The 15791-nt window shown below is 60.5% G+C and carries 19 protein-coding genes and 1 pseudogene; 2 read left to right on the top strand and 18 right to left on the bottom strand.

Going from position 1 to position 15791, the window contains the following annotated elements; genetic code table 11:
- The 10 genes from E2L05_RS18270 to E2L05_RS18225 form a co-directional block, all read right to left on the bottom strand.
- A partial coding sequence (locus tag E2L05_RS18270; protein WP_165971809.1) for a methyltransferase occupies positions 1-821 on the bottom strand: 821 nt, incomplete at its 3' end.
- Between the two features lie 106 nt (positions 822-927).
- Positions 928-1203, bottom strand: a complete 276-nt coding sequence (locus E2L05_RS18265; RefSeq protein ID WP_071974127.1) for a type II toxin-antitoxin system RelE/ParE family toxin — start codon at positions 1201-1203, stop codon at positions 928-930.
- Positions 1190-1489 (bottom strand): type II toxin-antitoxin system RelB/DinJ family antitoxin, encoded by a 300-nt coding sequence (locus E2L05_RS18260; RefSeq protein WP_044353023.1) that lies wholly within the window; start codon positions 1487-1489, stop codon positions 1190-1192. The genes E2L05_RS18265 and E2L05_RS18260 overlap by 14 nt, the downstream gene beginning before the upstream one ends.
- 104 nt (positions 1490-1593) lie before the next feature.
- Entirely contained in the window at positions 1594-2250 is a 657-nt protein-coding gene (locus E2L05_RS18255; protein WP_133344253.1) for a DUF6927 domain-containing protein, read from the bottom strand.
- A complete protein-coding gene (locus E2L05_RS18250) occupies positions 2250-2843 on the bottom strand; it encodes a hypothetical protein (protein ID WP_025042408.1) in 594 nt (197 codons plus the stop codon). Before E2L05_RS18250 ends, E2L05_RS18255 begins: the two co-directional genes overlap by 1 nt.
- A gap of 73 nt (positions 2844-2916) precedes the next feature.
- Complete coding sequence (locus E2L05_RS18245) at positions 2917-4899, bottom strand: ParB/RepB/Spo0J family partition protein (protein WP_133344249.1); 1983 nt, start codon at positions 4897-4899, stop codon at positions 2917-2919.
- 157 nt (positions 4900-5056) lie between these two features.
- Complete coding sequence (locus tag E2L05_RS18240) at positions 5057-5446, bottom strand: DUF3768 domain-containing protein (protein ID WP_133344248.1); 390 nt, start codon at positions 5444-5446, stop codon at positions 5057-5059.
- A gap of 87 nt (positions 5447-5533) precedes the next feature.
- The gene (locus E2L05_RS18235) at positions 5534-5743 is read right to left on the bottom strand and encodes a DUF6330 family protein (RefSeq protein ID WP_133344246.1); all 210 of its coding nucleotides are present in this window, start codon (positions 5741-5743) and stop codon (positions 5534-5536) included.
- A 23-nt stretch (positions 5744-5766) separates the two neighbouring features.
- On the bottom strand, positions 5767-6705 hold the full coding sequence (locus tag E2L05_RS18230) for an ArdC family protein (RefSeq protein WP_133344244.1): 939 nt from the start codon (positions 6703-6705) through the stop codon (positions 5767-5769).
- 40 nt (positions 6706-6745) lie between these two features.
- Positions 6746-7231, bottom strand: coding sequence for a hypothetical protein (locus E2L05_RS18225; RefSeq protein ID WP_133344242.1), 486 nt, complete (start codon positions 7229-7231; stop codon positions 6746-6748).
- A 352-nt stretch (positions 7232-7583) separates the two neighbouring features.
- On the opposite strand from E2L05_RS18225, the gene E2L05_RS18220 reads away from it, so the two are divergent.
- Complete coding sequence (locus E2L05_RS18220) at positions 7584-7880, top strand: hypothetical protein (RefSeq protein ID WP_133344240.1); 297 nt, start codon at positions 7584-7586, stop codon at positions 7878-7880.
- A 28-nt stretch (positions 7881-7908) separates the two neighbouring features.
- Here the strand turns inward: E2L05_RS18220 and E2L05_RS18215 are convergent, their stop codons facing one another.
- The 8 genes and pseudogenes from E2L05_RS18215 to E2L05_RS18180 all read right to left on the bottom strand — a co-directional run bounded on the left by E2L05_RS18215 (position 7909) and on the right by E2L05_RS18180 (position 15441).
- Positions 7909-8325 (bottom strand): hypothetical protein, encoded by a 417-nt coding sequence (locus E2L05_RS18215; RefSeq protein WP_243722051.1) that lies wholly within the window; start codon positions 8323-8325, stop codon positions 7909-7911.
- Complete coding sequence (locus tag E2L05_RS18210) at positions 8318-8572, bottom strand: type II toxin-antitoxin system prevent-host-death family antitoxin (protein WP_243722050.1); 255 nt, start codon at positions 8570-8572, stop codon at positions 8318-8320. Before E2L05_RS18210 ends, E2L05_RS18215 begins: the two co-directional genes overlap by 8 nt.
- A gap of 128 nt (positions 8573-8700) precedes the next feature.
- Positions 8701-9658 (bottom strand): annotated as a pseudogene (locus E2L05_RS18205) (ParB/Srx family N-terminal domain-containing protein); the annotation flags it as partial.
- Between the two features lie 52 nt (positions 9659-9710).
- Entirely contained in the window at positions 9711-10844 is a 1134-nt protein-coding gene (locus tag E2L05_RS18200) for a helix-turn-helix domain-containing protein (protein WP_133344236.1), read from the bottom strand.
- Positions 10845-11048: 204 nt separating this feature from the next.
- On the bottom strand, positions 11049-11972 hold the full coding sequence (locus E2L05_RS18195) for a ParB/RepB/Spo0J family partition protein (protein WP_133344234.1): 924 nt from the start codon (positions 11970-11972) through the stop codon (positions 11049-11051).
- Positions 11962-13107: a plasmid partitioning protein RepA gene (repA, locus tag E2L05_RS18190; protein WP_165971808.1), complete on the bottom strand. Its 1146-nt coding sequence runs from the start codon at positions 13105-13107 to the stop codon at positions 11962-11964. The genes E2L05_RS18195 and repA overlap by 11 nt, the downstream gene beginning before the upstream one ends.
- 293 nt (positions 13108-13400) lie before the next feature.
- Positions 13401-14285: a recombinase family protein gene (locus E2L05_RS18185; RefSeq protein WP_133344230.1), complete on the bottom strand. Its 885-nt coding sequence runs from the start codon at positions 14283-14285 to the stop codon at positions 13401-13403.
- A 58-nt stretch (positions 14286-14343) separates the two neighbouring features.
- A complete protein-coding gene (locus tag E2L05_RS18180; RefSeq protein WP_243722049.1) occupies positions 14344-15441 on the bottom strand; it encodes a tyrosine-type recombinase/integrase in 1098 nt (365 codons plus the stop codon).
- A 125-nt stretch (positions 15442-15566) separates the two neighbouring features.
- Here E2L05_RS18180 and E2L05_RS18175 point away from each other — a divergent pair.
- Positions 15567-15791 (top strand): DUF1403 family protein (locus E2L05_RS18175; RefSeq protein ID WP_133344226.1); only part of this gene is annotated, 225 nt, incomplete at its 3' end.

Genomic DNA, 15791 nt, shown 5'->3' with positions numbered 1-15791 from the left:
ACAGAGGTGCCGAGCTTGCGGTAGACCTGCCCCGGCATCGTCAGCGCCAATCGTGGCGTCAGGAGACCGCAGGCGCGGGACCAATGCGCGGCATCGCGTTCGGGCGTGAACCCCGGCGGCATGATCGCCACCAGGCGCCCACCTGGTGCCAGGCGCTTTGCAGCCGCAATGAGATGTTTGGCAGCGATGTGCTTGTCGCGGGATCGGTCGACCGAGGAGGCGAAGGGCGGATTCATCACCACGACGTCGGGTAGAACCGGCGTCTGCAGCAGATCATCGATATGCTCGCCGTCATGGCCTGTGACTTCTCCGCCGAAAACCGCACGCAGGAGGCGCTGGCGAAAAGGGTCGATCTCGTTGAGAATAAGCGCGGCACCGGCCCGGGCGGCGAAAGCAGCCAGGGCACCGGTGCCAGCCGAGGGCTCCAGCACGGTCTCGCCCTTGCGGATCGCTGCGGCCCGCACCGCCATGGTCGCGAATGCCAACGGTGTGGAAAACTGCTGCAGCCGGATCTGCTGCTCGGAGCGGCAGGTTTCCGTCAGGAGCCGCGAGGCAAGCAGCCTTGCAGCGGCGATGTCACCTGCCGCGCCGTTCCCACGCAGCAGCACTTGGACAGCCGCGGCCTGCATCAGGTCATAGGCTATGCGCCAGTCCCAGGCGCCCCCGGCATCGCTGCCACGAAACGTCTCGCGCATGATGCGCGCCAGCGCTGAACTGCGCAGGGGTTGGTGGTCGACCTCCGCACCGATCTGCACGAGGGCAGAGGCGAGGTCAGTGTCGGAGATTGAGAGAGCCGGATTTGCCGGTTTGGGCTTGGACATGGGGGTTTCCTTTGGATCAGGGTCTGAGTTCCAAAGGACAAAAAGCCCGCTCTACACTTTGAAGGCGTAGAGCGGGCAATTTCTTAGCGGAGGGCCTGCACGCCGATCATGGCCACTGCTGCGCAGCATGAAGTACGCGCAAAATGGTCACCATCTCAGGGCTTTCAGCATAAACCACAATGTAGTTTGGCCGAACAACCATCTCCCTAGTCCCGTCCACACGGCCCGCGCGGTACATCTGAGGGCGTTCTGGAAGGAGGGACGTCTTGTGTTCAATCTCGTCTTTGAGAACTTGGGCGGCATCCGGGTTGTCGTCAGAGATGTAGTCAATGATTGCCAGCAAGTCGGCTATGGCCGTGGCTTTCCATTCAAGATTTGGCAAGGCGCTTCCCGTCAATCAATGCCTGGGCGTCTTGCATCGCCTTGGCATGGGGCGTTGTGGGCCTTGGATCGTCCAGCGCTTCCTGTACCTTCGCCCTGAACCAGGCGTCATAGGCATCCGGATCAGCGGTCAATCCGGCAGGCAAGCCGCCTTCTGCGGCCACGCGGGTCAGAAGAATACGCACCGCGTCGGAGAGCGTCAGACCGACGCCCGCAAGTGCGTCCGAAGCCTGTGCTTTCAGCTGATCGTCAACACGGACATGAAGCATGGATGTTTGGGCAGGCATGGATGGTCCTCCAGTTGATGGGAGTGATGTATCTCATTTGAGATACGATTTCAAGTCGGCAGTATGCGCGCGCGTGGTTCCGTGGTGTTGTCTCAGCGAGAAACTCAACCACCCTGCCCCGCCAGGAACTCCGCCAGCACCGGGCTAGCCGCACCTTTCGCGGAGCTGAGCAGCTCCGAGCCCGCAAGCGAGGCCTTCGACAGGCGTACGAGCCCACCAGTTTCCTCGATGCGGTAGCAGCGGCGCTTTTGCCGCCCGCGCCTGTAGTGGGTCGCGGTGACAATCTGGCAGGTACTGCCATCGGTGAGCGTCACAGGTGCTGCGAGCTTGATCCTGTCGCCCTCCTCGTAGTCCGGGATCGCAGCCCAGTCCCGGCAACGCTGACGCCAGTCCTGGGCGTAGCTGTCTGGGTCTTTCAGCTCGGACAGCAGGGCCAACAGGCTCAGTGGTGCGCGAGATTCGACTGGTCCTGCGCTTTCCTCCATGTCTTTGTATCCCCAACAGCCGTCGTCATATCGGGTGAGGAAGACAGCTCCGAAGGTGATCGAGCCATCAGCATCTGTGACATAGGTCGTGTCTTCAACAGGGGTGCCGTCAAGATTAGTGACCTTTGCCGCCGCATACCAAGTGGAGCCGACCTTGCAGGCTTTTACCAGTTCGGTTTTGCGCCTGTCGCCCTCGAAAGTGCAAAGCCGGGCAATCTCCGCTTTCTCATCCGCGTAGGTCTGGACGCGGCCGTCGGTGTAGAAGAGCCAACCCATCACGCCGCCCTCCGGTCATCGATTTCCATCAGCGCATCCAGCGGCACGCGATAGGGCTGCATGGCGTCGAAATCCTCGCAATTGCCGCAGTTCTGCACGATCGCGAAGGTGTCGCAGGCATCCTTGAGGATGACCCGGAAGGTGCCGCCGAGGCCCGAGGGCACTTCGTAGGTCCCGCCGATGAGATAATCCGAGGCCCGGCGCACGAAGACGCGGATGCTGTGGCCATCGGTGGCGAGCCGGATCGCACCCCGCCCCCGGTCGATGAGCACCTGCACGTCATCCAGGATGTCGGTGTAGAACTGGCCGGTCAAATCGCGAAACGCCATGCGGCGCTGCGCCATCCAGTCGGTATCCCGAAACGGGTTCATGCCGTCGGCGAAGGCGAAGGAGGGATCGGCCTGCTCAGTGGTAACGATACGGGTGGTCGTGCCATCGATGCCGTTCGAGCGCAGATGCACACCATTGCCGACGATGAGGATCAGGGCGGGCCTGTCCACGGGCCCGTTCCAGTTGGGCAGGAAGGTCTTGCAGGCGCGCGCATGCGCGATTTGCGCCGCAACAGCGGAGGCAGAGAACTTGAGAATAGCCATGGGGATGTCTTTCCGTTGGGTGTGGGAGGGGTCGACCCGCGCGGGGAATGCCTCGCGCGGGTCGCGTGAGGACTCAGGCCGCTTGCGCGACCTCGCTGTCAGGCTCCGGAGATTCCTCGATGGGCTCCGCCTCATCACAGGCGACACCGGCCGTCTGCATCATCGGCGGGCACCAGGCGACCACGGCAGCGCGCTGCGCGTCCGTGAGCGTGGCGAAGGGCTCGGCGAAGAGCTTGTCGCAGAAGGCGACGATCTCTTTCTTGCTCGACGAGGCCAGCGTCACCGCCTCCTGGGCGAGACCCAGATCCTCACCGAGGATCTTCAGGAGCCAGGCCTTTTTGAAGCGGTTGAAGAGCGCGGCATTCGGCGTCCAGTGGACGCGGATGTCGGGCATGATCTCGATCTCGAACGCATGCATCAGGCTGTCGCGCTGGCGGTCCCGCGCGAAGCAGGACTGCGTGGTGCTGGCCGTGGCATAGGCCACGAGCTTGGCCTTCTCGCCGGCCTCCAGCGCGCGAAACGCCGCGAACTGATCGGCGGGCGCGCGGGTGTCATCGAGCCACGAGAGGTCAAGCGCATCATGCGCCGCCGCTACCTGCTCGAGCGAGGTCTCGTCGATCTCGTCCATCTTGGCATGGCTGCGGTATTCCTTGCGGGCATCGATCTTGATCGCCTGCGTGACACTCATGCCGCTGGCCAGAACGTCGCTCACCAGCTTGAAGAGCGTCAGATCGAGCGTGGCTTCCGGATGCAGCGCCATCGCGGCCCCAAGCGCCATGGCTCGCTCGGTCTTGAGGTCCTCAGCCAGTGAGGCTGGATAGGTGACTTCGCCGGCGTCTGGGGCCTCCTCCCCGGTCGGGCTAGCCGAGGAGCCGCGCGCGCCCTCCTTTTTGACGGTGTCTTCCGGGCGGACGAGGCCAACATGGAGGGTCACCTGCCCGCCCGACCAGGACGCGATTACCCCAGACCGCGCGAGGTCCTCGGCGCTGTAGGCCTCCTGCAGGTCGCGGGCTTCCTCTTCCAAGGCGTCCACGCGCTCGTAAAGCGCGTTGTAGGCACCGTCCTCGAGCCCCTCATCCTCCATCTCGAGCTGCAGTTTCTCGAGTTCGGCGGTGATCTCATCGATGCGCTTTTGCGCAGCCTCATCAGGCTCGATCGGGCCGGGATATACGCGGCCGTAGTCGGCCATGGTCGCGTAATCATAGCGGACCATCGCATCGGCCCAGGCAAAGCCCAGCTTTATGCGGGCCTCTTCGGCGGTGGCACCGAGCTTCTCGAGCAGGATGGTTTCGACCAGCGCTGCATCCTCCAGCACGGAATGCTCTTCCAGAAGGTCAGCCGCGACGGCGCCGCCGCGGGCCTCGTAGTCTTCGCGCACGAAAGCCCCAATATCATCTTTGACTTGCACCCCGCGGGATTTGAGCGCCTGACGCACGGTATAGGCCTGAAGATAGCCTCCGTCCTTCGTGAGCGCCTCGAAGACTTCGTGCTGCGCCTCCTGGCTCGGGTGCTCGGCGAAGGCCTTCATCGTATCGAGCGTGATCACCTTGCCCCGAGCCGCGGCGCGGATGTCGGGGTGGATAAGGCCATAGCGCAACCGGCCTTTCACGGCCGCCACCGTGGTGCCGAAGGTCTTTGCGATCGTCTCGGGCGTTTGGCCGTCGACCTCCATCATCCGGGCGAAAGCCTCGAACTCGTCGATGGCATTCATCGGTGCCTGGGTGATGTTCTCGGCGAGCGACAGCGCCGTGGTGACGTCGCACTCCTCAGGGACAAGGCGGCAGTCCACCTTGGTTTTCGCCGTGAACCCCTTGCTGGCCTTGTCAGCGATCAGCTCCTTCAGGGCTGCATGGCGTCGGCCACCGGCGAGGACAGCATATTTGCCGTCAAGCTTCTGAACCAGAAGCGGCTGGAGCAGGCCCAGCACAGCGATACTGGCCTTCAGATGGGCGATGTTTTCGGGGTCATAGGTTTCCGGCGCGTTGCTGCGCACATTGGCGGGATGCGGGACGAGATCGCCGATAGCGACGGTGAGGGGAGCAAAGCTTGTGGTCATGGGATATCCTTCCAGGAGGGTGAGGTGTGGCCCGCGCGCTCACGCGCGTGACCAATCCCCGGCTTCAGGGATCACCACGACAATAGGCCCACTTTCCTTTTGAGGGGTCAGTGGGCCTTCATCGTCTCAGATGTCAGGGGGGGATTCCCCTGCCCTTCTACCAGTCGCGCGCCAGCATGATTGTCAGCACGCGCATGGTGGTGGCGGGATTGTCCGGGGTCTCAGCCCCATAGCGGAAATCCGAATCTGCCTCATAGAGATCAATCTTCCAGAACACGGTTTCGCCCCGGATCTCGACCGCCCCGAAATCGTGCCATCCCTCGGGATCATTCTCAGGCTCGAATGTATCGAACGCACCGGTGGCCTTCACCGCCTCGGCCATGAAGCCGTCACCGGCCTCCATAAGCGAGCGGGTGACATGCATCCGGCCCTGGATGGGCTGCGCGGGCGGCACTCCAAGGCACGCGAGCTTGCGAAACGCGTCGTTTTGCGCCGCGATCACGGTCGGATCTGGACGGTCTGGCTGGGGTTGAACGGTCATGGACATGGGGATCTCCTTTGAGAAGTTGAAACACCCTTCCCAAAGCCCGCTTTCACTTTTCTGCTTGGCGGAAGGACCGAAGCAGAAGGCGCCTTACCCGAACAGCCCTCTGGCTCTGTAGTTCGGGTTGGGGATGGTTTCGATCCAGCCGCCTTGTTCTTTGATGCTCTCGAGCGCTGCCGAGAACGGATAAGCGCCCTCGGACGGGCTCCACCAATAGGCACCGCGCTTGAAAGTGATGATCTTGCGGCGGCCGTCTTCGAAGCAGGCCACCCGCAGCGTCTTGGGTTCCTTGCGTGACATGGGAGTCTCCGTTCTCCGTGTGGTCAGGCCGCCTTGGCGCTGCGCCCTGCCCTGCCCGCCTCCGATCTGGCGATCAAGTAGTCGCAGGCGCGCTGCGCATCTGCGGCGTGCTTGAAGATCGCACCCTTGTCCGACCGAAGAACGCGCAACCAGTTGTGGAGGTAGGCGGCATTCATCTCGAGCGTATGTGCCGTGAAGCCGAGCGTCTGACCCATGAACACCGAGGTCAATTCCGCGACGATCTCTTCGCGCGCATAGGACGTGTTGCCGAACTTCGAGAACCCGAAATCACGGTTCAGTCGATGGGGGGCCTTCGTGGCATGGGCCAGCTCATGGGCCCAGACCCCGTAGAAATTGCGCGGGTCCTGGAACCGCGTGATGGACGGCATGTAGACCTTGTCCACGGGCGGCAAATAGTACGCCTCCGTGCCCGTGAAGACGGTTGTGATATCGATCGCATCGAAAAACGCCTGCATGTGCGGGATGGGCTCGGACGGCGGATGCTGGGGTAAGGGCTCAGGGTCCGGATAGAAGCTGTCCGGCAAGCCCTCGATCTGGCAGGCATTGAACACGCGGTAGGATTTCTGGAAGCGGAAGATGCGGGCTTCCTCGGAGCGATCATCGCCGTCGCTGCAGTCGTCCTCGCCGCCCGCGTCTTTCCGGCTTTGACCGTAATAGACGACGACAGAAGACTTCTCGCCCTTGCGCACCTTTGCGTCCAACGCATTGGCTTGCGGCAACGTCATCCAGAAGGGAGAGCTGTGGCCCGCCATCACGGTCCGCATCGTCAGCAGGAAGTTGTTCACTCCCTGGTAGGGTTCTCCACCCACGCGCAGGGGGCGAGAGCTGCCGCCTGCGGTCCAGGACTTTCGCCACGGCAACACGCCGCGCTCGATGATGCGGATGATTTCGTTTGTGATGACCTCTGAGGCATCGAATTTGGGCGTACGGGATCGGGCCATGGCTGGCCTCCTTTCGAGTGTTGGTGAGAGGGAATGGTGATCAGGTTGACTGGCGGGGGCGCGGATCGTTGGCGATCCTGGCACCGAGGGCTTCGACCATGTCGATGTAGGTGGTCAGCGAGACGGACCTGCCAGGACCGCAAGAGTCAGGGTCGGCCGATCCGTCCCGCGTCACCCGCGGCAGGTTCGCGAAGGCGATGACATCGGTGACGGGACGAATATCGATCAACAGGGTCCCTCGTGCGACCGCAAGAGTGGCCAAAGGAAATCGTTCGATCGGCGCGAAGGTTGAAACGGTGGTCCAACCGAGATGGATGAACGTTCCGCCCTCTCCGCAGATCACATGCGCGTTAGGCAATAGCGCCGCCTGCTTCAGATAACCGAGATCACGCAGGACGGTCTCGCGCTCGAGCCGTTGTGCCTGCCCCGTCTGGCCGGTTCGGCGTAGTTCCTTGTGTCGCCACCACGAGGCAGCGGTCGCGCGCAACACGCGCAAGACACCTGTTTGCATGGGAATGCCCTTCATCAGGAACGGCAGACCGGAACCCGGCCCGGACCCATCTGAGGGACCCCAAAGGCCCTCATCCGTCAGTCACAAAACCCGAAGGACACTTTCACTCTTTAGGGATCTGATGCCGGAGAATGTTAAACGCGAAGCTCATGAGAACCGATGATCCTGCACTTTCCGGCATCAGACCCCGATGAGGAACAGGATCAGGCCGGTTCAACACTCTTTCGAGCACCCTCTCTCCGACACCCTCAGGCCTGACCCTCCCCAGCCCTCCTCTTCCTCTTAAACCCCATGATTTCTGCAGGCGGCTTGTATTTGTTCCTGTTATGTTCTATACTGAAAGCTCAGCTTAGAAGGGAGATCCCCGATGGCAAGCACCACTTACGCCCTGCCCGCGACGCCAAAGCAGATCGCCTATGCACGCGCGCTGGCCCTGCGCAACCAGACGCTTCTGCCGTGGGAGGTTCAGCAAGATCGGCGGTCGCTGAGCGCCTGGATCGACGCACAAGCCAAGCTCACACCCGCGACAGCGCTGGACAGCCTGCCCTCGTCCAAACAGGTCGCCTTCGCCGAGCGCCTCGCCCGGATCAAACGCCGCGCCGTCCCGGATGAATGTTTCCGCGACAAGGGGCTGATGTCGAAGTGGATCGACGGGAACAAGTGAAGCTGGGCAAACCCTGCGGCGATCGAGACTACTTCAGCCGATCGACAACGGATGCCCCGCCCGACCTGGCAAGCGCGATCAGGCTGGACTGGATTTTGGATGTGAAGACGGAACTGAACGTGCCGATGGGCGTGCGGTCCTCCCAGACATAGGACCGCTCCAGAATATCGGTGTTGATCTCGTCCAGCATGACCCATTTGCGAACATGGGTCTCCAACCCTACGCGCTGCGACTCGATTTGTGGCACCTCGATAAACTTGCGCGAGGCCAAGGGCGGCTGCGTCGTGATCGGCAGGATGAACACCACGGTCTCGCTATCGGACTTGGCGACAGTGACGGCGATGCAGACAGGCCTCGTCTTTCGACCCTCGGTCTCGCCCGCCATCTGTTCTCGTTTCCATAGGAACGGGTAGCGGAAAACCTCTCCAGCGGCAGGCTTAGTCATCCGCCCGCGTCAAGTCCCGCTCGAGCCCTTCAATCATCAGCGCCTTGAGATCCTCGGGCATCTCGTCAACCATATGAGCCTGCTGCGTAGCCCCCCGGGTAAGTTGCTGATACTGATCCATGCTCATCAGCACGAATTTAGGCTTGCGGTGCTTGGTGATCGCAATCGGCGACCGAATGGCCGCGTCGAACAGGTCACTGGTGTGCCGCGTCAGGTCGGCCGCCTTGAACTCGGGAAGCTCTTGCATGATCTGGGTCTCCATTTATGCAGAATATACATACATTCTGGATATTCTGCAAGAGATGGGTTGTGCCCTCCCATGTGTCATCCGAACTGCTGCACGGTCTCAGCGTAGATGTACACATTGGCGGTGATGCCGTTCTCGATGGACTCGTCCGAGGTCAGATGGTCGTAGCCGCGATAGACTGCCAGCGCGCCGTAGCGATCGAGCGTGACGAACGCCCCTGCCCGCCCGATGTCTGTCGGATTGAAGACTAACGGCAGGGCCTCGATCTTTTCGATCTCCGCTTCCGACACGCGAAGCCGCTTATCAATCTCGGCGGGGGTCTCATCCTGTCCCGCGTGTTCTTCTTCCAGCGCCTGATACTCGGAGAGCCGTTTGGTATGAACCGCTTCTTCTTCATCCGTCATAGGTGCCGGATCGCAGGACAAGGACCGCAGGCCGTGGCTGTAGCCGTGAGGCAGGTCGAGTGCGACCTCGATCCACTTCCAGCCCTCAACCGCAACCGTCTCAGCCTCGGCCTGGAGTTTCTCCGTCACCAGCCGATCGAGCAAGGCAGGGTTCTCGAGCGAACTGTCGCCATCGCCCTGGAAGAGGTCATGCAGCATCGGTCTGACCCTTGTCAGGCAGGGACACAAACGCGCGGAACTGGTAGAACGGGTGCAGAGCGACGCGCTGCATGTTTCCCGCAAGGGAATCGTCCTCGGCCAGGATGTCGGACGCTGCATCCCGCACAATGCAGGGAATTGGCGTGGTCTTTGCCAAACGCTTCTCCTTCACCAGCAGGGACAATGCTAGGAACCGGCGGCCCCCGGTTGGGATCTCGAACTTGCCAGTCTCGGTACCATCGTCAGCCAACACGGGCCGCTCGCTCAGGCTCTGTATGAGGCCGCGGTGAGCGATGTCTTCGGCCAGGTCCTCGACGGACACGCCGGCCTTGATGCGCCGCGCGTTGGAGTGCCTCAACATCAGTTTGTCGAAAGGGATATCTAGGGACCGGGACAGGGTGATTATCTGGACAGCTTTGGTCGTCAGATATTCTCCACGACGGGCGTCGGAAGCCACTCTTCCAATCTCACTTTCGGTCACCATTAAACCTACACTCCTTTCCCTCTCCCGGGGTTCTTGACCGCGGTCAAGAAGTTCATGTGGGAGCAAGTTGTGTGCGTAGGATCCTTTCGAAATAGGCGTCAGGGTGTTTGATCGTTTCTGCTCTTGCTATCAGGTAGTCAAAGATGAGAAGCAGTTTTCCTGCGCCTGCTTTCTGGATGCCATGCCGCAGTTCGTCTTTGCTTATTCTAAGCAATCGACCCAGGTCGTATAGAATGCGGGTAAGTGCTTCTCCTGTGCGCGGTGGTTCTGGGAAAAATCCCGCAACGTGGGTGAAGTCTTCCCATGCCATGCGTGCTGGGTCTCGGTTCATCGTGGGTTTGGTTTGTGCGGTTTGTTCACCGCGATTGACCGTAGTGGGAACATTCTTTTTAATATCTTTTTTTATAGACTCTATGTGCCGGACATTTTGACCGTTTGTGGCGGGCAGATCGTTGGAATCTGGTGTATGAGGTCGGTGTTCGATAGTTAGTAAATTATCTGCGGTACCAGTTTTTGCTGCGGCATGGTGTTCACCGTAGCTTGCGTCGGTATCGGCTCCGAGGGCTCTAAGTTCTGAGATAACGCTCAGGACTGCATCAACGGTTAATGTTGCTCGACGCAGGACATTTCTGATCATGTTGAGGGTAGAGAGCTTTGCGTCATCGAAGCGTGACTGTTGGAGTAGCGAAGCACGTAGGGCCAACGCCTCAGCCTTTAGTGAGCGCAAGCGCTCGCGTTCTTCGGTGAGCTGCAAGGCTTGTGTCGCGAGCGAGCCGTACCTCTCGATCAAGAGCTTCAGGTCGATACCGAAGGCATCTCTGATAACGCCTCCATACCGCAGCGGAAAGCGTTTGCCATTTGCTGAATTCTTGCGTTCGATCAGTTCAGCAGCTGAGAGGCGTCCCAGGCTGCGTCGAATTGTTCTCTCATCGAGTCCATTGGCGCGCTCTGACAGAGAAGCGTTCGATGGGAACACGACAGTGAGCGTAAGTCGCTGGCTGTCCTGAATCTCACGTTCTTTGCGGGGTAGGAAGCTAATGAGCGCGGTCAGAACGGCTAGGTCATTGGTTGTGAGACCGAGCTCCTTCCTCAGTACGCGAACTGGGCCCAGAAGCTCATAGGGGTTAGGGCAGGGCAGAGATATCCGTTCCGCCAGGGCGGTTGTTGTTTCATTTGCATGTCTCATGGTGTTTCGGAAGAAAAAGCTTCCCCGTTCACCGCGAGCGGTGTTGAAATTGATTCGTTTTGGGGGTATCAATCAGGTGTCGAGACTGATTGAGGCCCTTCGGAAGCATCGCTTTCGGGGGGTCTTTCTTTTTCTAGCCGGTCCTCCTTTCGTTTTCTGCTCGTTGCTTTTGATGTCTTGACCGCGGTCAAGACACGGGGATCGTCACTCTGGCCCGTCTTGACCGCGGTCAAGAAGCTCCGTGACCAGCTTCCGGACTGCCTCTTCAACACGAGGGACAAGATCAGCGTCCACATCGATGGTGATGCGGTTGCCCTTTCGGCCGATCTTCACGCGCTCACTGGGGTGTGTCTTCTGCGTCGATGGTTTGGTGGCTGTCAGCAAGGTAACCGCCGCTTCGAGACGGTCGGGGCCCGGTATGTTGCGAGGGATTTTGCCGGCAACTTCTCGGGCTCTCGCGACGTCTTTCTCGCACAGCCTGAAAAGCTTTTCCCAAACCCGTCGACCAACGCCGTGTGCAGGTCCGATAGCCTGGATCAGTTCTATCGGGATGCCCGTAGCGATACGGTTCATCCGCGAGACGAGCGATTCATCGATCTGAAGTGCACGATACGCGATCGTTTGAGCGTTCTTGCGCGTTTCGTCGGTTTTCCCAAGTTCTCGAATGATCCCGGCGACAAACAGAGCCCTTTCGATGAACGATGGATCTTGGCGCGCATTATTCTCTACGCCTTGGGCAATGAGAGCTTCCTCGTCGGTCATCTCCATGACCGTGGCGCGCACTTTCTGACCAAGTTGGCGACAAGCGAGAAGCCGACGGCGTCCATAGACGATTTCAAGCGCACCGTCCTCGGTTCGGCGAACCAGCACTGGAACCTTTTGACCGTGCTCGCGGATCGACGAGACAAGCTCATCCAGACCATCGCTTGGATCTATGCGGTCCATGACCGCGGACATCCGTATGGCGGTCGGGTCGATCAGCCGCGTGGCGTGTTTATCCTCTTCGAGCACAGATGCTTGAGCGCGAGCTACAGTCGGGCTCGTCCGTTTCACATCCAGATCGTCGTCTGAAGGCGGCGTTTTGCCCATCGCGTTCTTGAGTGAGTCCCCGAAGACCTTACGCGCCATGGCTACGCCCCCATGCTTTCAGGATTTCGCGTTCGACTTCGTCGGTCACGCGCGAGACGGACTCGATCGCGCGCTCGTAAGTTCTGCGGTTCACGTCGCGAGGTTCGACCTCGAAGATGCTCTGCTGGGTGTTCGCAGCATCACCCACGGCTGTTGATTTCAGGAACTCGGCAGACAGCACGGCATCCCCGAGGACTGTCCGAAGCAGAGACGAAATCTGCACCTGCGGACCATCCGTATTTTCGTAGCGGGTGATCAGAACTCGCACGAAGTTCAGTCCATGTTCCGGGGCGTGTGCCTCGACGACGCCCATCAGGTTACTCGCCATGCCCAGAAAGCTCGCCAGCGACATGACATCGAGCATCGACGCATTGAGCGGGATCAGGACCCCGGTCGATGCAAAGAGGGCAGAGATCACTGAGAAGTTCAGCTGCGGTGGGGTGTCAAATATCACCACATCATATCGGTTGAGGACAGGCTCAAGCGCTTCCCGGATGCGGCTATGGAACGTGGTGGCGCCGTGCCTGAAGCTCAAGGCGACCTCGAACTCGTACTCCATGATGTCCATGGATGCTGGAATCAGATCCACAGTCGGGAAGTTCGTTTTGCGAATGATATCTGCTGCGGGCAATGGATCGTCGGATCGGATAAGATCGTATGAAGTCGGCATATCCGGATCGAGCTCGGGAGTAACCCCGAACAGGTTTGTCAGACTTGCCTGGCTGTCGAGGTCGATCAGCAAGACCCGGTAGCCGCGCAGACCCAGTAGTTGTCCTACATGGGCAACAGATGACGTCTTTGCCGAACCACCCTTAAGGTTGAAGATCGTCAAGACCTGACAAGCCTCTCCCGGTCTTCTGTGCGGGTGTTCTTCTGGCTTGATCCTTCCAGTCTCGAGAAGTACGCGTTGTGCCTCGACCATCTCCTCTGCAGAGAAGCTACGGCGGTTGCCGCCCTCCAGAACACCTTCGGGGAAGCCTTCGAGGTTTGACACATGATGGCGGAAGGTGTTCTGATTAATGCGAAGAAGTTCAGCCGCTTCCCGCATGGCGAAGCGGCGGAGGCCCTTCTGAGCGTCCGGTGGGAAGGTATCCTGCGCATGTTCACGCAACCGACTACCAAGCCGCTTGGACATGACTTCAAATCTCTGGGAGGCCCTTATCCCGTTCATCGCTGCCCTCAAGTCTTTATTGTTTTGCAAAGCTTAACAGATATTGTGGATAAATCCAGACCAAACCGTTGAGCGGCCTAGGGGCGTTGAAGGCATCGATTTCTGTCGACGGTAAACTGTTAAAAATCAGTGTCTTGGGCGACTGCGCTCTCACTCTACTTCAACACCTCGTTGCCAGCTGCGAAGTGACCACAAGATGTATTGTGAGTGCGTACAGAAATCAGTCGGCAGAATCGGATGGACGATTCTCCGGGATCTCAGTCGAGCAACCCCAGCCTCTCAGCCCGCTCCAGTAGCATCTTGACCGAAGAAGGCTGCCAGCTTGTCCGCCCGCGTGGTGTGCGTTCGCGCATCGCTTCCAGCCGGGTGCAGATCGCCTGGAGCGTAATGCCGGGATCCGCGCCCTTGATGGCGGCGACAATGGCGGGCAGGCGGTCGTCGGTTTCGCGGCGGCCGGCGCGGGCCAAAACTGACTCGGGCAGGAAGCCGTCGCGGACATAGGCCTTCACAGCGCGCAGCAGGCGGCTTTGGGTCCAGCGACGCGCCTCGGGCAAGGGGCCGTTGATGATGCGCAGCACGTCCTCCCAAGCCAAGTCGGGTCGCAACCGGCGCACGTGGGGCACCCAGTCTTGTGCCGTTTCGTTCAGACGCTCAATGTAGCCGTCCTGTCGCGCCAGCCGCACCTTGCGAAGAGCAGCAGGGTCTTTGGCCCGCAGCCCAGGGTTCCCGCCCACGCGGCCCTTTGTGCGCGCGCTGGCGAGGCCGGCCTTGGTGCGTTCCCGGATCAGGGCGCGCTCGAACTCGGCTGCAGCGCCCAAAACCTGCAGCGTGAACTTGCCTTGCGGGGATCCGGTGTCGATCGGGTCCTGAATGGAACGAAAGAACGCACCCTTGGCCTCCAACCGCTCGATCACCTCCAGCAGATGCGACAGGGATCGCGCGAGGCGGTCAATCCGCACGACCACCAGCGTGTCGCCCTTGCCGATGCGCTCCAACACCCGCGCAAGCACCGGCCGCGCACGATTGCCGCCCGAGGCCTGTTCCTCGTGGATCTCGGCGCAGCCTGCGGATTTCAGGGCCTGCGACTGGGGCAGGGGGGTCTGATCCTCTGTGGATACGCGCGCATAGCCTATCAGGGGCATGAAAATCGGCCGTTTGCAATTTCATATACCGTTACTAAACGACCGAATGACCGCGCGATCAGAGCCCGGCTGCTTTGGTCAAGTTCACCCGGAACCGGTCCCGGCGGCGTTGATAGCGACGGGTCATTTCAGCTGAGGAGTGGCCGAGTTGCTTTTGGACGTAGCGCTCGTCGACTTCGGCGGAGCTGGCGAGACCGGCGCGCAGGCTGTGGCCGGAGAAGAGGGCGAGGCGGTCTTTCTCGGGCAGGTCGGATCGGATGCCAGCATCCAGGACCGTGCGCTTGATCAGGCGCGCCACATGTTTGTCGTTCAGCCGCGTTTCCGAAGCGCGTTTGCCATCGCGCGAGGTGCCGACGAAGATTGGACCGAAGTCGATCTTGGCGAAGTGCAGCCATTGTTCGAGCGCATGCACGGGGCAGGTCTGCTCCTTCGAGCCGCGTCCGATCTCGACCTCACGCCAGCCGGTCTTGGCATTGAGGGTGAGCAGGGCGCCCTTGTCGAAGATCTCGATCCAGCCGCCCGAGTCCGGCGTGTCATCCTTGTGCACGTCGAGGCTGACAATTTCTGAGCGTCGGAGGCCCCCAGCATAGCCGAGGAGCAGGATGGCCCGGTCTCGCAGACCGCGCAGGTCGAAGGGCAGGGTGGCCACCATCGCGAGTATGTCTTCGGCCAAGATTGCCTCCTTCTGAACTGGCGGGCGGGCATGTTTGCGTTTGATCCCGGCCAGGACCGCGGCGATGTGGCGGTTCTTGCGATCGAGAGTGAACCCCCGCTGCGCGTAGTTCCAACCGAGGCCGGAAAGGCGGCGTTCGATTGTCGATACCGAAAGGGCAGGGGAGAGGCCCGAACCGGACGCCAGGTCCGCAAGGTAGAGCCCGATCATTTCGGGCGACGGGGGCAGAGGCTCCGCGCCCTTCATCCGGCACCAGCGCGCGAAATGCGCCCAGTCTTTCGCATAGGCCTTCAGCGTATTGTCCGAGGCCGCGGCGCGCGCATAGTCGCGCGCGGTATCCACCAGCCGATTGAGCGTGCCTGAACCAGCCACAAAGGAAGGCAGTCTCAAAGCCTCGCTGCTGGGATGATCTCTCTCGTTGTCCTCGCTGACCGAAGGCCCATTTGGCGGCTTTGAGATCGATTTCTCGTTGTTTTCTGACATGTCGCTGCGCATACTTCTTTACGTCCGATAATGCAAACTTATTGGACATATAACGGTTCAGCAAAGAGGGGCGGTTTCTACACTATATGGTAGCCAAAAGCGCCGCCGCAAGATAGTGTTGTGGCATGACATATGCCCGCTCAACCTTCGACAGCGACCCTGATAGCTTACCCCGGATGCCGTCCTGGGTCACCTCGGCACGCGCCGAAACCCTTGAAGATGTGGCGTTTTTGTCGGGCGCAGCACTGAGCCACCTGCATCTTGTGTTAGGATACCAGCCTGTCCACCAGCCTTTGCTGCGGGACAGGCTCGCGCTGCGCGCGGCGGAGGCTTGTGTTGCGTTTTCGGGT

This window comes from Meridianimarinicoccus aquatilis (assembly GCF_004358675.1).
GTDB classification, from domain to species: domain Bacteria; phylum Pseudomonadota; class Alphaproteobacteria; order Rhodobacterales; family Rhodobacteraceae; genus Meridianimarinicoccus; species Meridianimarinicoccus aquatilis.
This window is presented reverse-complemented; position numbering and strand designations above follow the sequence as displayed.